Annotated in this window: 16 protein-coding genes; 7 read left to right on the top strand and 9 right to left on the bottom strand. The window is 65.2% G+C overall.

Features of this window, described 5'->3' with window-relative positions; all coding sequences use genetic code 11:
* Nucleotides 1-204: 204 nt before the first annotated feature.
* Nucleotides 205-1,677 carry a YdiU family protein gene (locus tag ML401_RS19145; protein ID WP_285806574.1) on the bottom strand — a complete coding sequence of 491 codons (1,473 nt, stop codon included), beginning with the start codon at nt 1,675-1,677 and terminating at the stop codon, nt 205-207.
* Between the two features lie 197 nt (nt 1,678-1,874).
* Here ML401_RS19145 and aspS point away from each other — a divergent pair, with 197 nt between their 5' ends.
* Nucleotides 1,875-3,647 carry an aspartate--tRNA ligase gene (gene aspS / locus ML401_RS19140; RefSeq protein WP_285806573.1) on the top strand — a complete coding sequence of 591 codons (1,773 nt, stop codon included), beginning with the start codon at nt 1,875-1,877 and terminating at the stop codon, nt 3,645-3,647.
* A 155-nt stretch (nt 3,648-3,802) separates the two neighbouring features.
* Here aspS and ML401_RS19135 read toward each other — a convergent pair whose 3' ends face one another.
* Complete coding sequence (locus ML401_RS19135) at nt 3,803-5,770, bottom strand: hypothetical protein (protein ID WP_285806572.1); 1,968 nt, start codon at nt 5,768-5,770, stop codon at nt 3,803-3,805.
* 246 nt (nt 5,771-6,016) lie between these two features.
* On the opposite strand from ML401_RS19135, the gene ML401_RS19130 reads away from it, so the two are divergent.
* Nucleotides 6,017-8,326, top strand: coding sequence for an NADP-dependent malic enzyme (locus ML401_RS19130; RefSeq protein WP_259211089.1), 2,310 nt, complete (start codon nt 6,017-6,019; stop codon nt 8,324-8,326).
* A gap of 293 nt (nt 8,327-8,619) precedes the next feature.
* Nucleotides 8,620-9,072 carry a DoxX family protein gene (locus ML401_RS19125; RefSeq protein ID WP_259211074.1) on the top strand — a complete coding sequence of 151 codons (453 nt, stop codon included), beginning with the start codon at nt 8,620-8,622 and terminating at the stop codon, nt 9,070-9,072.
* Nucleotides 9,073-9,194: 122 nt separating this feature from the next.
* On the opposite strand, the gene ML401_RS19120 is transcribed toward ML401_RS19125, so the two are convergent.
* From ML401_RS19120 to ML401_RS19105, 4 genes are all read right to left on the bottom strand, one after another.
* Nucleotides 9,195-9,752, bottom strand: coding sequence for a dihydrofolate reductase (locus ML401_RS19120; RefSeq protein ID WP_285806571.1), 558 nt, complete (start codon nt 9,750-9,752; stop codon nt 9,195-9,197).
* Between the two features lie 7 nt (nt 9,753-9,759).
* Nucleotides 9,760-10,776, bottom strand: coding sequence for a polysaccharide deacetylase family protein (locus ML401_RS19115; RefSeq protein ID WP_285812705.1), 1,017 nt, complete (start codon nt 10,774-10,776; stop codon nt 9,760-9,762).
* A gap of 164 nt (nt 10,777-10,940) precedes the next feature.
* Complete coding sequence (locus ML401_RS19110; RefSeq protein WP_194402404.1) at nt 10,941-11,510, bottom strand: glutathione peroxidase; 570 nt, start codon at nt 11,508-11,510, stop codon at nt 10,941-10,943.
* 92 nt (nt 11,511-11,602) lie between these two features.
* Nucleotides 11,603-13,210: a L,D-transpeptidase gene (locus ML401_RS19105; RefSeq protein ID WP_285806570.1), complete on the bottom strand. Its 1,608-nt coding sequence runs from the start codon at nt 13,208-13,210 to the stop codon at nt 11,603-11,605.
* Nucleotides 13,211-13,418: 208 nt separating this feature from the next.
* Between ML401_RS19105 and ML401_RS19100 the strand changes: the two genes are divergently transcribed.
* Entirely contained in the window at nt 13,419-13,967 is a 549-nt protein-coding gene (locus ML401_RS19100; protein WP_211417313.1) for a CreA family protein, read from the top strand.
* Here ML401_RS19100 and ML401_RS19095 read toward each other — a convergent pair.
* Nucleotides 13,957-14,142, bottom strand: coding sequence for a hypothetical protein (locus tag ML401_RS19095; RefSeq protein WP_211417312.1), 186 nt, complete (start codon nt 14,140-14,142; stop codon nt 13,957-13,959). The two genes, ML401_RS19100 and ML401_RS19095, sit on opposite strands and share 11 nt — an antisense overlap.
* A 188-nt stretch (nt 14,143-14,330) precedes the next feature.
* On the opposite strand from ML401_RS19095, the gene ML401_RS19090 reads away from it, so the two are divergent.
* Entirely contained in the window at nt 14,331-14,726 is a 396-nt protein-coding gene (locus ML401_RS19090) for a hypothetical protein (protein ID WP_259211060.1), read from the top strand.
* Nucleotides 14,727-14,760: 34 nt separating this feature from the next.
* Nucleotides 14,761-15,126: a hypothetical protein gene (locus tag ML401_RS19085; RefSeq protein ID WP_194402400.1), complete on the top strand. Its 366-nt coding sequence runs from the start codon at nt 14,761-14,763 to the stop codon at nt 15,124-15,126.
* Here ML401_RS19085 and ML401_RS19080 read toward each other — a convergent pair whose 3' ends face one another.
* Nucleotides 15,127-15,372: a DUF6719 family protein gene (locus ML401_RS19080; RefSeq protein ID WP_211417311.1), complete on the bottom strand. Its 246-nt coding sequence runs from the start codon at nt 15,370-15,372 to the stop codon at nt 15,127-15,129. It abuts the gene before it with no gap.
* Between the two features lie 67 nt (nt 15,373-15,439).
* Nucleotides 15,440-16,912, bottom strand: a complete 1,473-nt coding sequence (locus ML401_RS19075; RefSeq protein WP_285806569.1) for a PLP-dependent aminotransferase family protein — start codon at nt 16,910-16,912, stop codon at nt 15,440-15,442.
* Between the two features lie 74 nt (nt 16,913-16,986).
* On the opposite strand from ML401_RS19075, the gene ML401_RS19070 reads away from it, so the two are divergent.
* Nucleotides 16,987-17,712, top strand: a complete 726-nt coding sequence (locus tag ML401_RS19070; RefSeq protein ID WP_285806568.1) for a pyridoxamine 5'-phosphate oxidase family protein — start codon at nt 16,987-16,989, stop codon at nt 17,710-17,712.
* Nucleotides 17,713-17,734 lie beyond the last annotated feature (22 nt).

The following is a 17,734-nucleotide window of genomic DNA, read 5'->3' as shown; positions in this document are numbered from 1 at the left end:
CGCGCTGTGTCGGGATGGTTGGAGGACGGACGCCTCCGGCAAGACGACCCTGACAGGCGGTTAGAGCGCGTGTGTTTCAGTTTGATGACAGCGGTTCCCGCGCACGGGACGTGTCCACAACGCCCGCGGGACGAAGATGCGCCGCGCAAGGCGCAATCCACGTGGTGAACCAATTAGAGATGGTAGTGCGCGGTCGTGCCCGCCTCACGTCCCGCAGAACGTCCGCAGCACCCGCTGGTCCGGCAGCGGCGGATCGGCGTAGGCCGCATACTCCGGCTGGTCCTCGAACGGCTTTGCCAGCACCTGCACCAATTCCTCGAACGGCGCGTAGTCGTTGTCGTGCACGGCAGCCTGGATCACGGCTTCGACGCGATGGTTGCGCGGGATGAAGACCGGATTGACGGCGTGCATCGCGGCTTGCCGCTCGGCTGCGCCTTGCTGCTCCAACGCGATGCGCGCGCGCCAGCGGCCGGCCCATTCGTCGAAGGCCGCAGGCTCCACGAACTGCGCGCGGACGTCGGCGGCGTCGTCGGCCGCGGCGTCGCCAAGCTTGCGGAAGGTGAGGGTGAAGTCGGCCTGGTTCTTGGCCATGGCATCCAGCAGGTCCTGGATCAGGGCCTCGTCGCCGTCGCGCTCCGTGAACAGGCCGACCTTCTTGCGCAGGCCCGCCTGATAGGCGGCACTGAACTGGTCCGAGAAGGCGCCGAGAATGTCCTGGGCTTCGGCGACCGCCTTCTCTTGGTCATCGGAAAACAGCGGCAGCAGGCATTCGGCGAGCCGCGTCAGATTCCACAACGCGATGCGTGGCTGGTTGGCATAGGCGTAGCGGCCCATCTCGTCGATCGAGGAGAACACCTGTGCGGGGTTGTAGGCGTCCATGAAGGCGCAGGGGCCGTAGTCGATAGTCTCACCGGAGATGGAGCTGTTGTCGGTGTTCATCACGCCATGGATGAAACCGACCAGCAGCCAGCGCGCGACGAGCTCGGCCTGACGCGCGACGACGCCGGCGAGCAGGGCATGATAGGGGCGCTCCGCCTCGCGCAGCTGCGGATAGTGCCTGACAATGACATGATCGGCGAGGGCGCGGATCGCGTCGGTGTCGCGGCGGGCGGCGAAGAACTGGAAGGTGCCGACCCGGATATGGCTGGAGGCGATGCGCGTCAGCACGGCGCCGGGCAGCGCGGTCTCGCGGATGACGTGCTCGCCGGTGACGACGGCGGCGAGCGAGCGCGTGGTCGGGATGCCCAGAGCGAACATCGCTTCGCTGACGATGTATTCGCGCAGCACCGGCCCGAGTGCCGCGCGTCCGTCGCCGCGGCGGGAGAACGGGGTGGGGCCCGAGCCCTTGAGCTGGATGTCGCGGCGGACGCCCTCCCGGTCGATGACCTCGCCGAGCAGGATGGCGCGTCCGTCGCCGAGCTGGGGCACGAAATGGCCGAACTGATGCCCGGCATAGGCCATGGCGATGGGGTCCGCGCCGTCGGGAACCGTCTTGCCGGCCAGGATCGCCGCACCTTCCGGAGTGTCCAGCATGTCCGGATCGAGCCCGAGCTGGACCGCCAGAGGCCGGTTCAGCTTGATCAGCCGGGGGGCCGTGACCGGGGTCGGCGCGACGCGGGCAAAGAAGCTGTCCGGCAGCGCCGAATAGGAGTTCTGGAAGGGGAAATGCACTGTCATGGCCTCAAGATAGGGCTGGAACGCCTGATGGCAAAGGCTTGGGCTCCGATAAGCCAAAAATGGGCCCTCCGGGTCCAAAACAGGCCGTTCCCTTGGTTGCCGCCTTGGGCCCTGTCGGGTAAACCCTGCCGCAATCTCGGACCGGCCGTGACAGGGCCGTCCGATTCGACCCCTCCGACATTGATTTTGGGACGACCATGCATCGCTACCGGTCACATACATGCGGCGCGCTCCGCGAGAGCAACATCGGCGAGACGGTCCGCCTTTCGGGCTGGGTCCATCGCGTCCGCGACCATGGCGGCGTGCTGTTCATCGATTTGCGTGACCATTACGGGCTGACCCAATGCGTGGTCGACCCGGACTCGCCGGCATTCGCGCAGGCCGAGAAGCTGCGTTCGGAATTCGTGGTGCGGATGGACGGCAAGGCCCGCCGCCGCCCCGAGGGGACCGACAATGACGATCTGCCGACCGGCAAGATCGAGATCTATGTCACCGAGATCGAGGTGCTGGGCCCGGCTGGCGACCTGCCGCTGCCGGTGTTCGGCGATCAGGAATATCCCGAAGACATCCGCCTGAAGTACCGCTTCCTCGATCTGCGCCGCGAAAAGCTGCACCAGAACATCATGACGCGCGTCGAGATCATCAAGTCGATGCGCCGGCGCATGGAGGGGCAGGGCTTCTTCGAGTTCAACACCCCGATCCTGACCGCGTCCTCGCCGGAAGGCGCGCGCGACTTCCTGGTGCCCTCGCGCATCCATCCCGGCAAGTTCTACGCTCTGCCGCAGGCGCCGCAGCAGTACAAGCAGCTGCTAATGATGTCGGGCTTCGACCGCTACTTCCAGATCGCGCCCTGCTTCCGCGACGAGGACCCGCGCGCCGACCGTCTGCCGGGCGAGTTCTACCAGCTCGACGTCGAGATGAGCTTTGTCACGCAGGAAGACGTGTTCGCGGCGATGGAGCCCGTGATCACCGGCGTGTTCGAGGAGTTCGCCAAGGGCAAGCCGGTGACGAAAGGCTGGCGCCGGATTCCGTTCGCCGAGGCGCTGCGCAAATACGGCAGCGACAAGCCGGATCTGCGCAACCCCATCGAGATGCAGGACGTCTCCGAGCACTTCCGCGGAAGCGGCTTCAAGGTGTTCGCGCGCATGCTCGAAGACCCCAAGAACCAGGTCTGGGCCATTCCCGCGCCGGGCGGCGGCAGCCGTGCGTTCTGCGACCGCATGAACTCGTGGGCGCAGGGCGAAGGCCAGCCCGGCCTCGGCTACATCATGTGGCGCGACGGCGGCGAGGGCGCCGGTCCCCTCGCCAACAACATCGGGCCCGAGCGCACCGCTGCGATCCGCGCGCAGATCGGCACCAAGGAGGGCGATGCCGCCTTCTTCGTCGCCGGCGATCCCGACAAGTTCTGGAAGTTCTCTGGTTTGGCCCGCAACAAGGTCGGCGAGGAATTGAACCTCACCGACAAGGAGCGGTTCGAGCTCGCCTGGATCGTCGACTTCCCGATGTACGAGTACAACGACGAGGACAAGAAGGTCGACTTCTCGCACAACCCGTTCTCGATGCCGCAGGGCGGCCTCGAGGCGCTGAAGGGCCAGGATCCGCTGACCATCAAGGCGTTCCAGTACGACATCACCTGCAACGGCTACGAGATCGCCTCGGGCGGCATCCGCAACCACGTGCCGGAAGCGATGGTGAAGGCGTTCGAGATCGCGGGCTACGGCGAGCAGGAAGTGGTCGACCGCTTCGGCGGCATGTACCGCGCCTTCCAGTACGGTGCGCCGCCGCATGGCGGCATGGCCGCGGGCGTCGACCGCATCGTGATGCTGCTCTGCGGCACCACCAATCTGCGCGAGATCTCGCTGTTCCCGATGAACCAGCAGGCCATGGACCTGCTGATGGGCGCGCCGTCGGAAGCCACGACGAAGCAGCTGCGCGAGCTGCATGTGCGGGTGAACCTGCCGCAGAAGTGAGGCTGCACGCCTGGTCTCGTGCCCCGGACGCAGCGCAGCACGCAGTGATGCGCTGCCGAGCCCGGGCCCATGTCGCGGTGAACCGCAAGCTTTCTGGGTCCCGGCTCTGCGTCGCGTCATTTCATGCCGCGCCGCGTCCGGGACACGAGATCAAACTACAACCCCGTCGACGCCTCGATCCTGAACTGCGCCAGCGCGTTCTCCGGGTCGGTCTGGATCAGCTGCATCAATTGCATCAGCGGCACCTTGGCGCGCGGCGCGAGCTTGACGGTCAGCGTCTGGCCTGATGTCTCGACGAAGCCGGCGAGCGCATCCACCGCGCCCTTGGCATCGGCGCTGGCCCCCGCGATCTTCTCGCCTTGCGCCCTGATCATCTCGACGATGGCGCTGCGTGCGGCGTCGCGGCTGACATTTTGCATGCGCGCGAACTGCGCGACGACGAGATCGACGACGCCGCTGTCGCGCAGCGAGAGCTCGAGCGCACCGGTCTCGACCTGCGCCGCCTGGCCCATCGCCTGCACCGGATCGGTCGTGAACAGGCCGCGCGGCACGTTGGCGAGCGCGAAGCCGACTTGCGCTTTGGCAAGGTTGCCGAGATCGATCGTGGCCGGCGCAAGCGCGAACGCGCCCGTCGATTCCGTCCAGGCCGCGCCGAGATCGAGGTCGATGGCGAGCTTGTCCACGCCCGCCATGATCAGCGGCTGTAGCGCCGGATTGGCGGGATCGGTGGGCGTGACCATCTTCACCACCAGATTGGCTTTGCTCGGGATCGATCCGACCAGTTGGCCCCAGTTCAGGCTGATCGTGTCGATGGTGAAGAGCTGCCGCGTCGTCTTGTACGGCGAGACCACGCCCTTGATCTCGGCGCCTTCGAGCACGCGGAACAGGCCGAGCATCTGATCGGGCGAGGGCGGCTGTCCCGGCGTCTTCAGGCTTGCTGCCCAGCGCATCAGATTTCCCGCGCTGAAGGACTTCAGCGTGAAGCGCTCCATCTTGAGCTGGCCCTGCGGCAGCGGCATCTCCAGGCCTTCCAGCGCGATCTTGTCCTGATCGTATTTGACCGCGTTGAGCCGTCCCGTTCCTTGCGGCGTCTCGACCGTTTGCTTGCCGACTTCCGCCTTGCCGATCCGAAAGCCCTCGAAGAAGTCGGCCACCTTCTCGATCATGTCGCGCGATTGCGCTGGCGTGGGGATCGAGCCGTCAGCCGGCACCAGCGCGATGATCTCGGCCGGGCGGAATTTCGAGGGACGGATCGCAATGTCGTCGAAGGTGATGCCGTCGATCAGCACGCGCACGCCTGGCGCCGTCGTCACCACATATGAATTCACTGAAATGCGTCGATAGATCCTGTGAAAATTGTCATCGCTCGACACTTGCTGATCGAGCGCGGCCCTGACGGCGGTCGCGTCGAAATCGTAGATGGCGAGACCTGACATTTCGCCGGTCATTTTCGAGGGCTTGCTCGGCTGGGCCAGGTCGAGTGTAAAGCTGACGCGGTCCGTCTTCGCGGTTTCGATCTTGCCGCGGTTGAGGTTCTGGACCGACAGACCCGAATAAACATAATCGCCGCTGCCGGCATTGCCGCTGCCGGCATCGACGTTGACCGCGATGGTCGGCGCCGTGATCGAGGACGCCGAGACGGTCGCGTATTGCGCGAGCATGAAACGGTACATGTCGATGATCGAGCCGGACAGCGGCGTGCCGTCTGCACGGGTCGGGCCGTAAAAGTCGCGCGCGCTGATTTGCGGGATCTTGTAGTTCGCTTTCAGCTTCGCCTGCTCGCTGGACGTGTAGGCGACCTCGACGCCGGACAGGTCAATGTTGTCGGCCGAGAAATGGGTCTCGTCTGGCTGGCGGACACCGACGGCCGTGACCTTTGCGACCTTGATGTTGGCGAGCTGTGGCTGGGCGGGTTCGACCGCGATGTCCTCGATGGTCAGTGTCCGGGTCGCGAGCTCGAACGTGACCTTGCCATGGCTCGCCTTGCCGCCGCCCGAGCGGATCCGCTCGAACGCCGCCTCGACCTCGCCGGTCGCCCGGTGCTGGACATAGAGGTTGAAGCCGAACCATCCGCCCGCGCCGAGCCCGGCTGCCACGATCAGGCCGATCAGGATTCGCTTCATTTCCGGCTCCAGTTGCTCGTTCTGCACCGCGCAACCTGCCATATTCGCGAAACGCCGCGCGGTCCAGGGAAAGCTATGGTTTTCAAACATTTGGCCGCACGCCCTGTTGATGGGCGCGCAATCGGATGTTGCCACCGGGGCGCCCGGCGTGCTTCATCCCGTTTCCATGACCCGGAAATACGGTTCGCTTGGACAGCGGCCCCGGATCGTGCATTTTGAGGCGGGTAACGCGAGGCAAGAGACCGCATGTCGTCCTATTCTGATGATCTCCACCAGGCGGCGCTCGCCTACCATCGTCTGCCGCGCCCCGGCAAGCTCGAGATCCAGGCGACCAAGCCGCTTGCCAACCAGCGCGACCTCGCGCTGGCCTATTCTCCGGGCGTTGCCGCGGCCTGTACCGAGATCGCCAAGAACCCGGCGGAAGCCGCCACCTTGACGACCCGCGCCAATCTGGTCGCCGTGGTCTCCAACGGCACCGCGGTACTCGGCCTCGGCAATATCGGCCCGCTGGCCTCCAAGCCCGTCATGGAAGGCAAGGCGGTCCTGTTCAAGAAATTTGCCGGCATCGACGTGTTCGACATCGAGATCGCCGCCGACACGATCGACCGCGTGGTCGAGACTGTCGCGGCGCTCGAGCCGACCTTCGGCGGCATCAATCTGGAGGACATCCGGGGACCCGAGTGTTTCGAGATCGAGACGCGCTTGAAGGAGCGCATGAAGATCCCGGTCTTCCATGACGACCAGCACGGCACCGCCATCATCGTCGCCGCCGCCATCACCAATGGTCTCAGGCTGAACGGCAAGAAGCTGTCCGACGTCAAGATCGTGGCATCGGGGGCAGGGGCCGCGGCCATCGCGACGCTCAATCTCCTGGTGTCGATGGGCGCGCAGCGCAAGAACATCTGGGTCTGCGACATCGACGGGCTCGTGCACGAGGGCCGCAACACCACGATGGACCGCTGGAAGGCGGTCTATGCGCAGAAGACCGACAAGCGTACGCTCGGCGACGTCATCGGCGGTGCCGACATCTTCATCGGTCTCTCGGCGCCGGGCGTGCTGACGCCTGATATGGCCAAGGCGATGGCGGACAAGCCGTTGATCATGGCGCTCGCCAATCCGACACCGGAGATCATGCCGGAGGAGGCGCGGAAGGCGCGGCCCGACGCCATGATCTGCACCGGGCGCTCCGATTATCCGAACCAGGTCAACAACGTCCTCTGCTTTCCCTTCATCTTCCGCGGCGCGCTCGACGTCGGCGCGACCGCGATCAACGAGGAGATGAAGCACGCCGCCGTCGAGGCCATCGCGCAGCTCGCGCGCGAGGCGCCGTCGGATGCGGTGGCGCTCGGGGTCGAAACCAGCGAGGCGGGCGGTTTCGGCCCGGGTTCGCTGATCCCGAGCCCGTTCGATCCGCGGCTGATCCTGCGCGTGGCGCCGGCGGTTGCGAAGGCGGCGATGGAGTCCGGCGTCGCGACGCGTCCCATCACCAATTTCGACGAATATGCCGCGCAGCTCATGCGCTTCGCGTTCCGCTCCGGCCTCGTCATGAAGCCGATGTTCGCCAAGGCCAAGACCCAGCCGGTGCGCGTGATCTACGCCGAAGGCGAGGACGAGCGCGTGCTGCGCGCCACGCAGGTGGTGCTGGAGGAGAATTTGGCGCGGCCGATCCTGGTCGGCCGTCCTTCGGTCGTGGAGGCGCGCATCAAGCGCTTCGGCCTCTCGATCCGCGCCGGCAAGGATTTCGACCTCGTCAATCCCGAAGACGATCCGCGCTACCGTTCCTACGTACAGTCCTATGTCGAGGTCGCCGGCCGCCGCGGCGTGACGCCGGATGCGGCCCGCACCGTGGTGCGGACCAACAACACGGTGATCGCCGCGCTCGCGGTCACGCGCGGCGAGGCGGACGCCATGCTGTGCGGCGTCGAGGGCCGCTATATGAGCCATCTGCGCCATGTCCGCGAGATCGTCGGATTCTGTCCGGGCATCAGCGACTATGCGGCGCTGGCGCTGTTGATCACGAGCAAGGGCGCCTTCTTCATCGCCGACACGCAAGTTCGCCCCAATCCGAGCGCGGAGGAGCTGGCCGAGATCGCATCGCTCGCGGCGGTCCACGTTCAACGCTTCAACATCAAGCCGAAGATCGCCTTCATCTCGCATTCGGATTTCGGCAGCTACGACACCGACTCCTCGCGCAAGATGCGCCTGGCGACCCAGCTGTTGAAGGACAAGCATCCCGAGATCGAGGCCGACGGCGAGATGCAGGGCGATACGGCTCTCTCCTCGGCTGCGCGAAGAATGGTGCTGCCGCATTCCAAGCTGGAGGGCGAGGCCAACATCCTGATCATGCCGACCCTGGACACCGCCAACGTCGCCTATCAGATGATCAAGTCGCTGGCGGACGCGCTGCCCGTTGGCCCGATCCTGGTCGGACCGGCGCGCCCCGCGCACATCCTCACCCCGTCGGTGACGGCGCGCGGCATCCTCAACATGACGGCGGTCGCGGTGGTCGAAGCGCAGGAGCGCGCGGCGCGGCAACAGCCGACGTTGTTCACGTAACGGCGAAGCGCGCTGCTCTTTCCCTCTCCCCTTGCGGGAGAGGGTGGATCGTCGCGGAGCGGCGAGACGGGTGAGGGGTATCGGTCCGCGAGTCCTCTCTGACATTGAGCTTGCGGATAGATACCCCCTCATCCGGCGCTTCGCGCCACCTTCTCCGGCAAGGGGAAAAGGGACACCGCGCCGCCTGCTTTTGAATTCCTTTCACTTCTCCATTTCGCTGTTTGTAAACCGGCGCACGACTCTCCATAATCTGCTCACGCGTTCCGCGCTCTGAGCTTGCCAAGAGGTCGATCATGCCAGCGTTCGTGACTTTCGGGCGAATTCTGTTCGCCGTGCTGTTCATCTACACGGGCGCGACCAAGCTCTTTGCCATCCAGGCGACGGCCGACTCCATCGCCAGCAAGGTCGTGGTGCCCGACATCGTCGCGCCCTACGCCAAGCAGCTCGAGACGGCGACCGCCATGACCACGCCGCAGTTGCTGGCGATCGCGGTCGGCGGGCTCGAGATCATCGCGGGGTTGATGATCGCGCTGAATTTCGGCGCGCGATTCTTCGCGATGCTGATGATCATCTACGTCGCGGTTGCGACGGTGGTGCTCGATGACTTCTGGAACCAGGCGGCGCCCGACAATGCCAAGATGGTGGTCGACGCGCTGAAGAACCTCTCGATCATCGGCGCCTTGTTCATGCTGATGGGCTACGGCCGCACCACGCGTCCAGCCGAGGCCGCCTACGGGGACGTCTAGCCGCGAGCTGGCAGCCGAACGTCAGCTCCCGAGTTCCCAAGTTTGATGTGATCATTCCGCGGGGTGGTCACCGGTAACAAGATGCCGGTACTGTGCATGGGGTTGATCTTCGCTTTTTAACTTCAGGCCTGGCGTCGACGCCACGGTGTCACCGTCACTTCGTGCTCGAAGTCGAGGAGATACGATGCGCCCGGCTTCAGTCCGTGCGAGGCCAGCACCTCGTGCGCCGTCCGCTGGGGCACGCCGACGAAACAGCCTTCGCCGCCGGGCAGGCGCACATGCGGGGCTTCCGACAGCCAGAACGTGTCATAGCGGTCCATGAACAGGTCGAACACGACGGGGCCGCCGATGATTGCGACCGTGCCGGAGGCGACATCTGCATAGGCGCAGGCCTCTTCGAAGCTCGCATGATCCGGATTCCACAGCGTCGCGTTCGGCATCTCGGGATCGACGGTGAGGGCCTTGATCTTGCGCGTCAGGATCAGCCGCTTGCGCTTCGGCGAGTTCGGCTGCTGCTCATGCGAGTTGCGGCCGTGCACGATCAGCGCGGCGCGATCGAGGGCCTGCTCGAAGAACAGCTTGTCGCCGTCGAACTTCAGGCTGTCGGGCATGACATGGCCGGCGTCGGCGAGCATGCCGTCCGCCGAGACGATGACGTAGCCTTCAATCTGGAAAGACAATGGCCGTCTATTCGGAAACCGTCGTCACCACGGAATTGACCGGGCGCTGGCTCACCGTCGGCAGCTTGGCGTCCTTGAGCAGCTCCTGGTCGTATTCGGGCAGCGTCGACGCCGGGAATTTGGCACGCATCGCCACCACCTTGTAGCCGCCGGCCTTGAGGCGCTTGAGCAGCTCGGGCAGGGCTTCCGCCGTGTGCTTCTGGAAGTCATGCATCAGGATGATGCCCTTGCCCTTGGTGTCGAGCTTCTTCATCACGGTCTCGACCACCTTCTCGGGCTTGGAGGCCTTGAAGTCGAAGGAGTCGATGTCGCAGGAGAAGATCGCGGTGTTGCGGTTGCCGAGATAGGTGACCATCTCCGGCGGATGCTGGAGCGCCGGGAAGCGGAAGAATGGCGAAGGCGAGATGCCGCCGAGCGCCCACTTCACCGCGGACAGGCCTTTCTCGATCTCTTCCTTGCGCTGCGCTTCGGTGAGCTTCTTGTTGTTGAGGTTGGCGTGCGACCAGGTGTGGGTGCCGACGGTGTGGCCGGCGGCGTAGACCTGCTTCAGGATCTCCGGTTCGTAGGTCGCGTGCTTGCCGATCGAGAAGAAGATGCCGGTGGTGCATTCATCGGCGAGCGCCTTCAGCACCGCGGGCGTGTTCTTCGGCCAGGGACCGTCGTCGAAGGTCAGCACCACCTCCTTGTCGCGCAGGAAGTCGAGCTCCTTGAAATGCTCGAAGCCGAAGCCGGGACCGCCGGTGGTGTCGATTTCGACGGTGCGGGCAACACCGAGCGCGCCTTGCGTGTTGCAGGCCGCGCGCGCCGGCTGCGGGGCCTGCTTGGGCGGGGGCGGATTGACGAAACCGGCTGGCGCCGCCGCTGCCGCTGGGGGCGGAGCAGCAACGGGTGCAGCTGCCGGCGTTGCCGCCGGTGCGGCTTGCGTCGCGGCTGCGGGCTTCGCGGCCGGGGTCTGCGACCACGCCGCGCCCGTCATGGCCAGAGAGATCGCGCTTGCCAAAATCAGTCCTGCCGCCACGCGCATGGTGTTGTCCTCGAGATTGATCCCGTTGTTCCGCCGCGGCTTTTCGCCTTCGGCCAAACCGTCCTGCCCTTACGATCCTAGCCTAGATGGTGGCCCATCGCCATTGCAACGGCTGTTTGGCATCCCGCCACAATTGTGCCCAGCCGGATGGGCTGCGCCTCGGGTCAGCTGTCGGCCAGCGCCTTGGCAATTGCCGTCTTGATCCGCGTATCGGCCGGCTCGACCGCTGACGGAAACACGTCGGCGATATAGCCGTCGCGGCCGATCAGGTATTTGTGGAAGTTCCAGCGCGGAACTTCCCGAGGCCGCGCATCGGCGGCCCATTTGTAGAAGGGATGCGCCTTGGCGCCGACGACGGCAGCCTTGGCCGTGATCGGAAAGGTGACGCCATATTGGTGGTGCGCGGTCGCCGTGATCTCGCTGGTGCCGCCGGGCTCCTGGCCGCCGAAATCGTTGGAGGGCACGCCGATCACGGTGAGTCCGCGTTCGCGAAACTCGCTCCAGAGCTCCTGCAGGCCGGCATATTGCGGTGTGTAGCCACACAGCGAGGCGGTGTTGACCACAAGCAGCGGCTTACCGGTGAAAGCGGCGAGGCGGATGTCGTCGCCCGACAAAGCGGGGAAAGAAAACGCATAGGCCGAGATCCGGCTCATGCCGCCATCGGCAAACGCACGCGTCGCCGGCGCGAGCACGCCCGCCAGCGCCACGGTGAGCACGGTCCTGCGGTTCATCATGACGGCATCCCCCGAAATGATCCGGGCCGCATGTTACTCCGCCGGTGCGCCCGGCCTCGTCAACACCGCGTTATCGGCCACAGTGAAGCAGGTCAGTACAGACGGACGATGAAGTCGGTGCCTTCGCCGGTCTCGCCCTGGTTGATGCCCTGGTCGGAGATGATGATGGAGCCGCCTGATGTCAGCATCTCGTTGATCTTCGCCATGGTGTCGGCGGGGATCGAGATGCGGTCGAGCGCCGCGGCCGGGCTGTCCGGCGTGACGACAGGCTTGGCAGCAACGGGCTTGGCGGCGACGGGAATCACGGCAACGCCAGCCTTGCGGCGGGTGAGGCGGCTGTCGTCCTGGCGTGCCGCGGAACGGGCGGAGACGGGCAGCGACACCACCGACCAGCGCAGCGCATTGGTATCGGTCTTGTCGAGCTCGGCGGTGAAGATGTGCGTGCCGAGCGGACGGTCGCTCGTGGCGATGGTGACCGGGACCTCGAACAGCGGCGCAAAATTCTGCCGCACGTAGAGCTTGGAATCCTTGCGGCTGATGAAGACGGCGATCTGGCCGGCCCGCTTGGGTGTGTCGGGCTTGGCGGTCGGCGCGGGATCGGCGACGCGGGTCTCGTCCTTCTTCACCTCGGGGGAGGCGGCGACCGCAGGTGCCGGTGCCTCGGGCGTCTTCGCGGAGTCCGCGGCTTGCGTCTTGACCGGCTCGGCCTTGTCGGCGGGCTTGTCCTCGGTCGCCGGCTTGGCGGCTTCTTCCGACGCAGGCTTGGCCGCGTCGGATGCTTCGGCCGTCTCGGCCTTGTCGGCGGGCGCGACGGCTTCCTCATGCGCTGGCGCATTGCCCGTGGTCACATCCGACATCACGGTATGGCCAACGGAGGCGCGCAGCTCGAGCACCGCGTCGGCGCTGGCGGTCTTGGTTTCGACAGGTTTGGTCTCGGCGGGCTTAGTTTCAGCGGGCTTGGCTTCGGCGGCTTTGGTCTGCGCTGCGCCCTTGTCTGCCTTGTCGCCGACATTGGTCTGCGGCTCGAGGCTGGCGGCGGGCTGCGGCGGAACGCGCAATGAGGCGAGCATGGGATGAGAGAAGCTGTGCGGCGACATCTCGCCGGGCGCGACGATGACGCGTGCGCCCATCTTGGTCCAATTCCACATCTTCACCGCGAACGCCATCGGCATCCGGATACAGCCATGCGAAGCCGGATATCCCGGCAACACGCCGGCATGCATGGCGACGCCGGACCAGGTGATCCGCTGCATGTACGGCATCGGCGCGCCGCTATAGATGTTGGAATGATGGAACTTGTGCTTCTGGATGACGCTGAACACACCCATCGGCGTCGAATGGCCCTTCATGCCCGTCGACACCGGAGATTCCGCGAACACGCCATTGGTGTCGTAGACCGTCACCTTCTGCCGGTCGATCGAGACGACGATGACCAGCGGCCCCTGCGGCTTGGTGCCGGCTTCCTTTTGGGCGACAACTTCCTTCTTGCCGGTCGCGCTGCGCTTCTGCGGCTTCTGGCGCGGTATCTCGGGATGCCGGTCCTGTCGGCCGTAATAGGAGCCGTCGGAATAATCCGTCCAATAGTAATATGCTGCGTCAGCCTGGCTGGTCGCGCCGATCGCACTCGCCGCCGTCACAATGGCGACCTGCCAAAGCCGCGCCGGCTTGGCAGAGAAACCCGACCCGTTCACGCTGTTCATCCTCGAATCCATAATCCAAATCAGACGTTAGTCTCGCAAAGGGGATACGCGTTCACCAGCAGCGCGGTTCTGCCATCAGCTACTTTTGTCCAAGACGTAACAAAAAAGCCTCACAGAGCGGTAAACGGCGGCCGTGCCCGTCCGCTCGTCGTCTTCCTGAGTGGCGGCCTCATACCTACATTGTGGGGACTTGTTACCGGAGAACTTCATGTCATCTCGTTTCCCTGGTCTTGGCGGCATCCGCTTGAAAGGCCTCGCCTTATTCCTCCTGGCCTTGGCTGTGCCGGCGGCGTCCGCGCAAGCTGCCGACGAGCCCGATCTGATCTTCCGTCGCTCCACCGTGTTCAAATGGATGAGCCCGAACGACAAGCTCGCGACCTATGGTCTCGACGATCCCGAGGTCGAGGGCGTCGCCTGTCATTTCACGGTGCCGGAGAAAGGTGGCTTCAAGGGCTGGCTGGGCCTTGCCGAGGAGGTCTCTGACATCTCGCTGGCCTGCCGCCAGGTCGGCCCGATCAAGTTCAAGACCAAGATGGAGCAGGGTGACGACATGTTCCGTCAGCGCCGTTCGCTCTTCTTCAAGAAGATGCAGATCGTGCGCGGCTGCGACGCCAAGCGGAACGTGCTGGTCTACATGGTCTATTCGGACAGGCTGATCGAAGGTTCGCCGAAGAACTCGACCTCGACCGTCCCGATCATGCCGTGGGGACCGGCAGACGCAAACGTCCAGAAATGCGGCGAGTTCTTCACGCAGTGACGCGTTTGACGAGATGCGAGCCGGTCAGCCGCACGAATGCTTGCGGCGCGGCCTCAAAGCCGCGGCCGGACTGCAGCGACATCACGCCGGCCGAGGCGACGCGCCTCGGTCGTTGATCTCCGCCGTCGGTCCGCTGGTCCGCCTCGCGCGGCGTTGCGCGATCCTGCATCGTCATGATGGCCATCCCTCAACTGAACGCGCCCGGTGATCCCGGGCGTCTTGGTTTCGATGGCTTGGGTCGTAGCCGACGCGCCCCCGGTTCGACCGGACCCAGCCTTCGTTTGACATCCTCTTCAGCAGAAAAACGTAAAATGCGTGTGAAGCGCGCAATGCGTTACGGTGACGGCGGCGGCGCGGAGGCGGTTGCGCGGCTGGATCAGGAGCCTGGCAGGCCGCTTTCAGCTCCGGCGCGACCTGACTGAAATGATTGGCAGTTTTGGAGAATTGTTTCGTCGCCCCGCATGCGACGAAACAATTCTCACGCCAGATGAAACCATTTTGCGTTTTTGGCGCATCACGGGCGAAACCGCCCATGGTTATCAGCTTCACAACGACGACGGCGCACCGCCGGCCAGGGAATTCGGAGACAAGACCATGCGCGCGCTCAGCTTCATCCTTGCTTTCGCTTTCGTGGTTGCCGGTTCCTCGTTCGCGGGCTCGCCGGACGGCAATCTCCCCGGTATCGGCACCTTCCAGTACAGCGGCTCGCCGATCACCACCGCGACGTCGCAGCCGATCGTGGTTGCCGCGCGCTTCTGATCGATAACAAGAAAATCAGCCGATAAAGGCCATCATGCTCGTTCGATTTTGCGCCGCTGCGTTCGTGTCCGTCCTGACGATCAGTGCCGCCGAGGCGCAGGTGCGCGCGCCCTCCAGATTGCCGGATCCCCGTACCGAGTTCGTGCGTCAGTGCGCGCCACGGATGATTGGGCGCTGGGAACATCCTGAGGAAGTCTGCGGCTGCCTGCACGATCACGCCGCGGCGGCCGTCGAGGATCGCGATCTTCGCGAGGCGCTGTTGCGCGGCATCAGCGAAACTGGCGTACCCACCATCGAGACCGACTGGGTGCCGGCTTCCAAGCAGGGCGAGATCGGCCCGACCTTCACCAAGATCGCCAAGCCGACCTTGCAGTGCATGTTCGATCCGGCGAAGCAGTAGCTATTTCGTCTTCGGGCCGTAGCGCGGCACACAAGCGGCGGTGCGGACGACGCCCTTGTCCGACATCTTCGCCCCCCGCACTTCCTTGACCTGTCCGGCGGGACAGGTTCCGTCGTCCACCTGCACGCGCTGACCCAGCTTGAGATCGCCGATGTCTTGCTCGCGTCCCACCGAGCCGGCATGTGCCGTCGCGGCAAGGGCGATGGACATCAGGAATGAGAGGCAGATCGTGCGGCGTAGCGGCATGGCGAAAGGTCTCGGAGACGATGCCGCAATGTAGGGACTGGCCGGCGATTCTCATAGTGAACGTTCGTCACGCGCCCCTGGCCGCCTTGGCCCTCGCGCGCAGGGCCGCGCGCGACTCCCTCGCCAGCCGTTCGGCGGAGGCCTTGAACTGTGGAACCGGATGACCGGAAAATCCCAGCACGAAGCCGGGCAGAGGCCGCGTGCGCGAATAGGTGTCGGCCAACAGCCAGCCTTCCGCGCCGGCCGCCTGCTTGGCCCGCGCGGCCACCGACAGGTCGACCGACGGATCGAACCGAGCGACCAGATGCAGGCCTTGTGAGGGCACCGGCACCGAGAGCACGCCATCGGACGCGGCTTCCAGCGTTTGGGCCAGCACATCGCGCGCGTCGCGATAGAGTTTTCGCACGCGCTTGAGGTTTGCGGCGAACGCGCCTGAATTGAGCATGTCGGCCACGGCGCCTTCCATCAGCGTGGCGGGGAAGCGGTCGAGCGCCGCGCGCGCCGCCGTCACGTCCGCGATCAGGCGTTCGGGCAGGGCGCAATAGCCGATGCGCAGGCCCGGAAAGAGCGTCTTGGCGAACGTGCCGAGGTAGATCACGCGCTGGAGACGGTCGATGCCGGCGAGCGACATCAACGGTGCGCCGTCATAGCGAAACTCGCTGTCGTAATCGTCCTCCAGCACGAAGGCACCGGCCTGCCTGGCCCAGTCCAAGAGCTCGAGGCGCCGCGGCATCGACATCTGCACGCCCAGCGGAAACTGGTGCGAGGGCGTGACATAGGCCGCGCGTGCGTCGGGCGCCGCGGTGCGGCCCTTGGCGATCCGCATGCCGTGCTCGTCGACGGAAACGGGCACGGCGCGATAGCCGCAATGCACGATGGTTTTTCGCGCGGCCGGATAGCCGGGGTCTTCGCACCAGACCTGGTCGCCCGTCCTCAGGATCGCGCTCAGCACGATGCGCAGCGCGTGCAGGGTGCCAGACGTCAGCATGATCTGATCGGGATCGCAGCGCAGCCCCCGCGCCGACAGTAGATGATCGGCGATGGCCGCGCGCAGCTCGCGGCTGCCGCGCGGGTCGCCATAATGCAGATGTTCCGACCCGAAGGCGCGCATGCGCCGGCCGACGAAGGCGCGGAAGCGCTGCACCGCGCGTTCGTCGATATGCGTGCAGCCGAGCGCGAATGCGCCTTGCCCGGGCATTTCGACGATCGCCTTGGGCTTGTTCGGCGCGGCCGCGCGCGCCGGGATACGCGCGGCGACGAAGGTGCCGGAGCCGACAGTGGCCTCGGCAAAGCCATCGGCGATCAGTCGCTCATAGGCGATGACGACGGCGTTGCGCCGAAAGCCCGTTTGTTTCGCCAGCGTGCGAGACGGCGGCAGCGGCTCGCCGGGTTTCACCAGGCCGCCGACGATCATCTCGCACAGGGCCTGATAGAGCCGGTGCGCCGACGAGGCGCCGGCCGTGATGTGGGGACCGGTGAGGTCGAGCGGCAGTTCGGCCTTAACCGGCGAGGGGATGGAATTGGTCGGAATTTTTCGCATGGAATTGGAACTATCGCAGACCAAATGCGCCGCTACAACTGCTCCCGTTCTTTCCAATCCGATCAGGAGCGGCCGTGAGCCAGACCGAGACCACCAATTCCTATCCGACCTCCGCGCGCAACCAGGTGAAGCGCCGGCACGACCGCGACTTCTACGATCACGACACGGTCCATCGCATCCTGGATTCCTCGATGCTCTGCCACGTTTCCTACGTGATCGACGGACAGCCCTATTGCACGCCGACCTTCTTCTGGCGCGAGGGCACCAAGCTCTACTGGCACGGCTCGAGCGCCAGCCGGATGTTGCGCAATCAGACCAGGGGCGAGCGCGTGTGTCTCACGGTGGCCCATCTCGACAGCCTCGTGCTGGCGCGCTGCGGCTTCAACCATTCCGCCGACTACCGTGCGGTGATGGCATTCGGCACCGCCTATCTCGTTACCGATCCAGCGGAGAAGGAGCGCGCGGTTATCGCGATGGTCGACCGCTTCTTCCCGGATCGCACCGCGAGCCTTCGGGCCAGCAACACCCAGGAGATCAAGGCGACGTCCTTCATCGCGATGGAGATCGAGGAAGCCTCGGCCAAGATACGCGCCAAGGGTGTTGCCGACGACGAGGAGGACTATGAATTGCCTGTTTATGCCGAGCGCATCCCGGTTCGCACGGTGCTCGGCGCGCCCGAGCCGTGTCCGCGCCTGCTCGACGGCGTCAGCCGGCCTGCGTCGCTAAATGGTTATTCCGAAGGCCGCCTGCTCGAAGATGCATTGCGGGATGCATATTTTGTGGAGTACCCGAACGGCTGAAATCGGCTAGCCTGCGCACTCC

This window comes from Bradyrhizobium sp. 62B, assembly GCF_030272265.2.
Classification (GTDB): domain Bacteria; phylum Pseudomonadota; class Alphaproteobacteria; order Rhizobiales; family Xanthobacteraceae; genus Bradyrhizobium.
Note: the sequence above shows the minus strand (reverse complement) of the source record. Positions and strands in the feature narration are given on the sequence as shown.

What these genes read in the sequence shown, in the direction of transcription:
- ML401_RS19125 (WP_259211074.1), top strand. Translation starts at nt 8,620, where the DNA reads ATGCCAGCGTTCGTGACTTTCGGGCGAATTCTGTTCGCCGTGCTGTTC.
- ML401_RS19145 (WP_285806574.1), bottom strand. Translation starts at nt 1,677, where the DNA reads ATGACAGTGCATTTCCCCTTCCAGAACTCCTATTCGGCGCTGCCGGAC.
- ML401_RS19085 (WP_194402400.1), top strand. Translation starts at nt 14,761, where the DNA reads ATGCTCGTTCGATTTTGCGCCGCTGCGTTCGTGTCCGTCCTGACGATC.
- ML401_RS19095 (WP_211417312.1), bottom strand. Translation starts at nt 14,142, where the DNA reads ATGACGATGCAGGATCGCGCAACGCCGCGCGAGGCGGACCAGCGGACC.
- aspS (WP_285806573.1), top strand. Translation starts at nt 1,875, where the DNA reads ATGCATCGCTACCGGTCACATACATGCGGCGCGCTCCGCGAGAGCAAC.
- ML401_RS19115 (WP_285812705.1), bottom strand. Translation starts at nt 10,776, where the DNA reads ATGCGCGTGGCGGCAGGACTGATTTTGGCAAGCGCGATCTCTCTGGCC.
- ML401_RS19135 (WP_285806572.1), bottom strand. Translation starts at nt 5,770, where the DNA reads ATGAAGCGAATCCTGATCGGCCTGATCGTGGCAGCCGGGCTCGGCGCG.
- ML401_RS19130 (WP_259211089.1), top strand. Translation starts at nt 6,017, where the DNA reads ATGTCGTCCTATTCTGATGATCTCCACCAGGCGGCGCTCGCCTACCAT.
- ML401_RS19110 (WP_194402404.1), bottom strand. Translation starts at nt 11,510, where the DNA reads ATGATGAACCGCAGGACCGTGCTCACCGTGGCGCTGGCGGGCGTGCTC.
- ML401_RS19100 (WP_211417313.1), top strand. Translation starts at nt 13,419, where the DNA reads ATGTCATCTCGTTTCCCTGGTCTTGGCGGCATCCGCTTGAAAGGCCTC.
- ML401_RS19080 (WP_211417311.1), bottom strand. Translation starts at nt 15,372, where the DNA reads ATGCCGCTACGCCGCACGATCTGCCTCTCATTCCTGATGTCCATCGCC.
- ML401_RS19105 (WP_285806570.1), bottom strand. Translation starts at nt 13,210, where the DNA reads ATGAACAGCGTGAACGGGTCGGGTTTCTCTGCCAAGCCGGCGCGGCTT.
- ML401_RS19075 (WP_285806569.1), bottom strand. Translation starts at nt 16,912, where the DNA reads ATGCGAAAAATTCCGACCAATTCCATCCCCTCGCCGGTTAAGGCCGAA.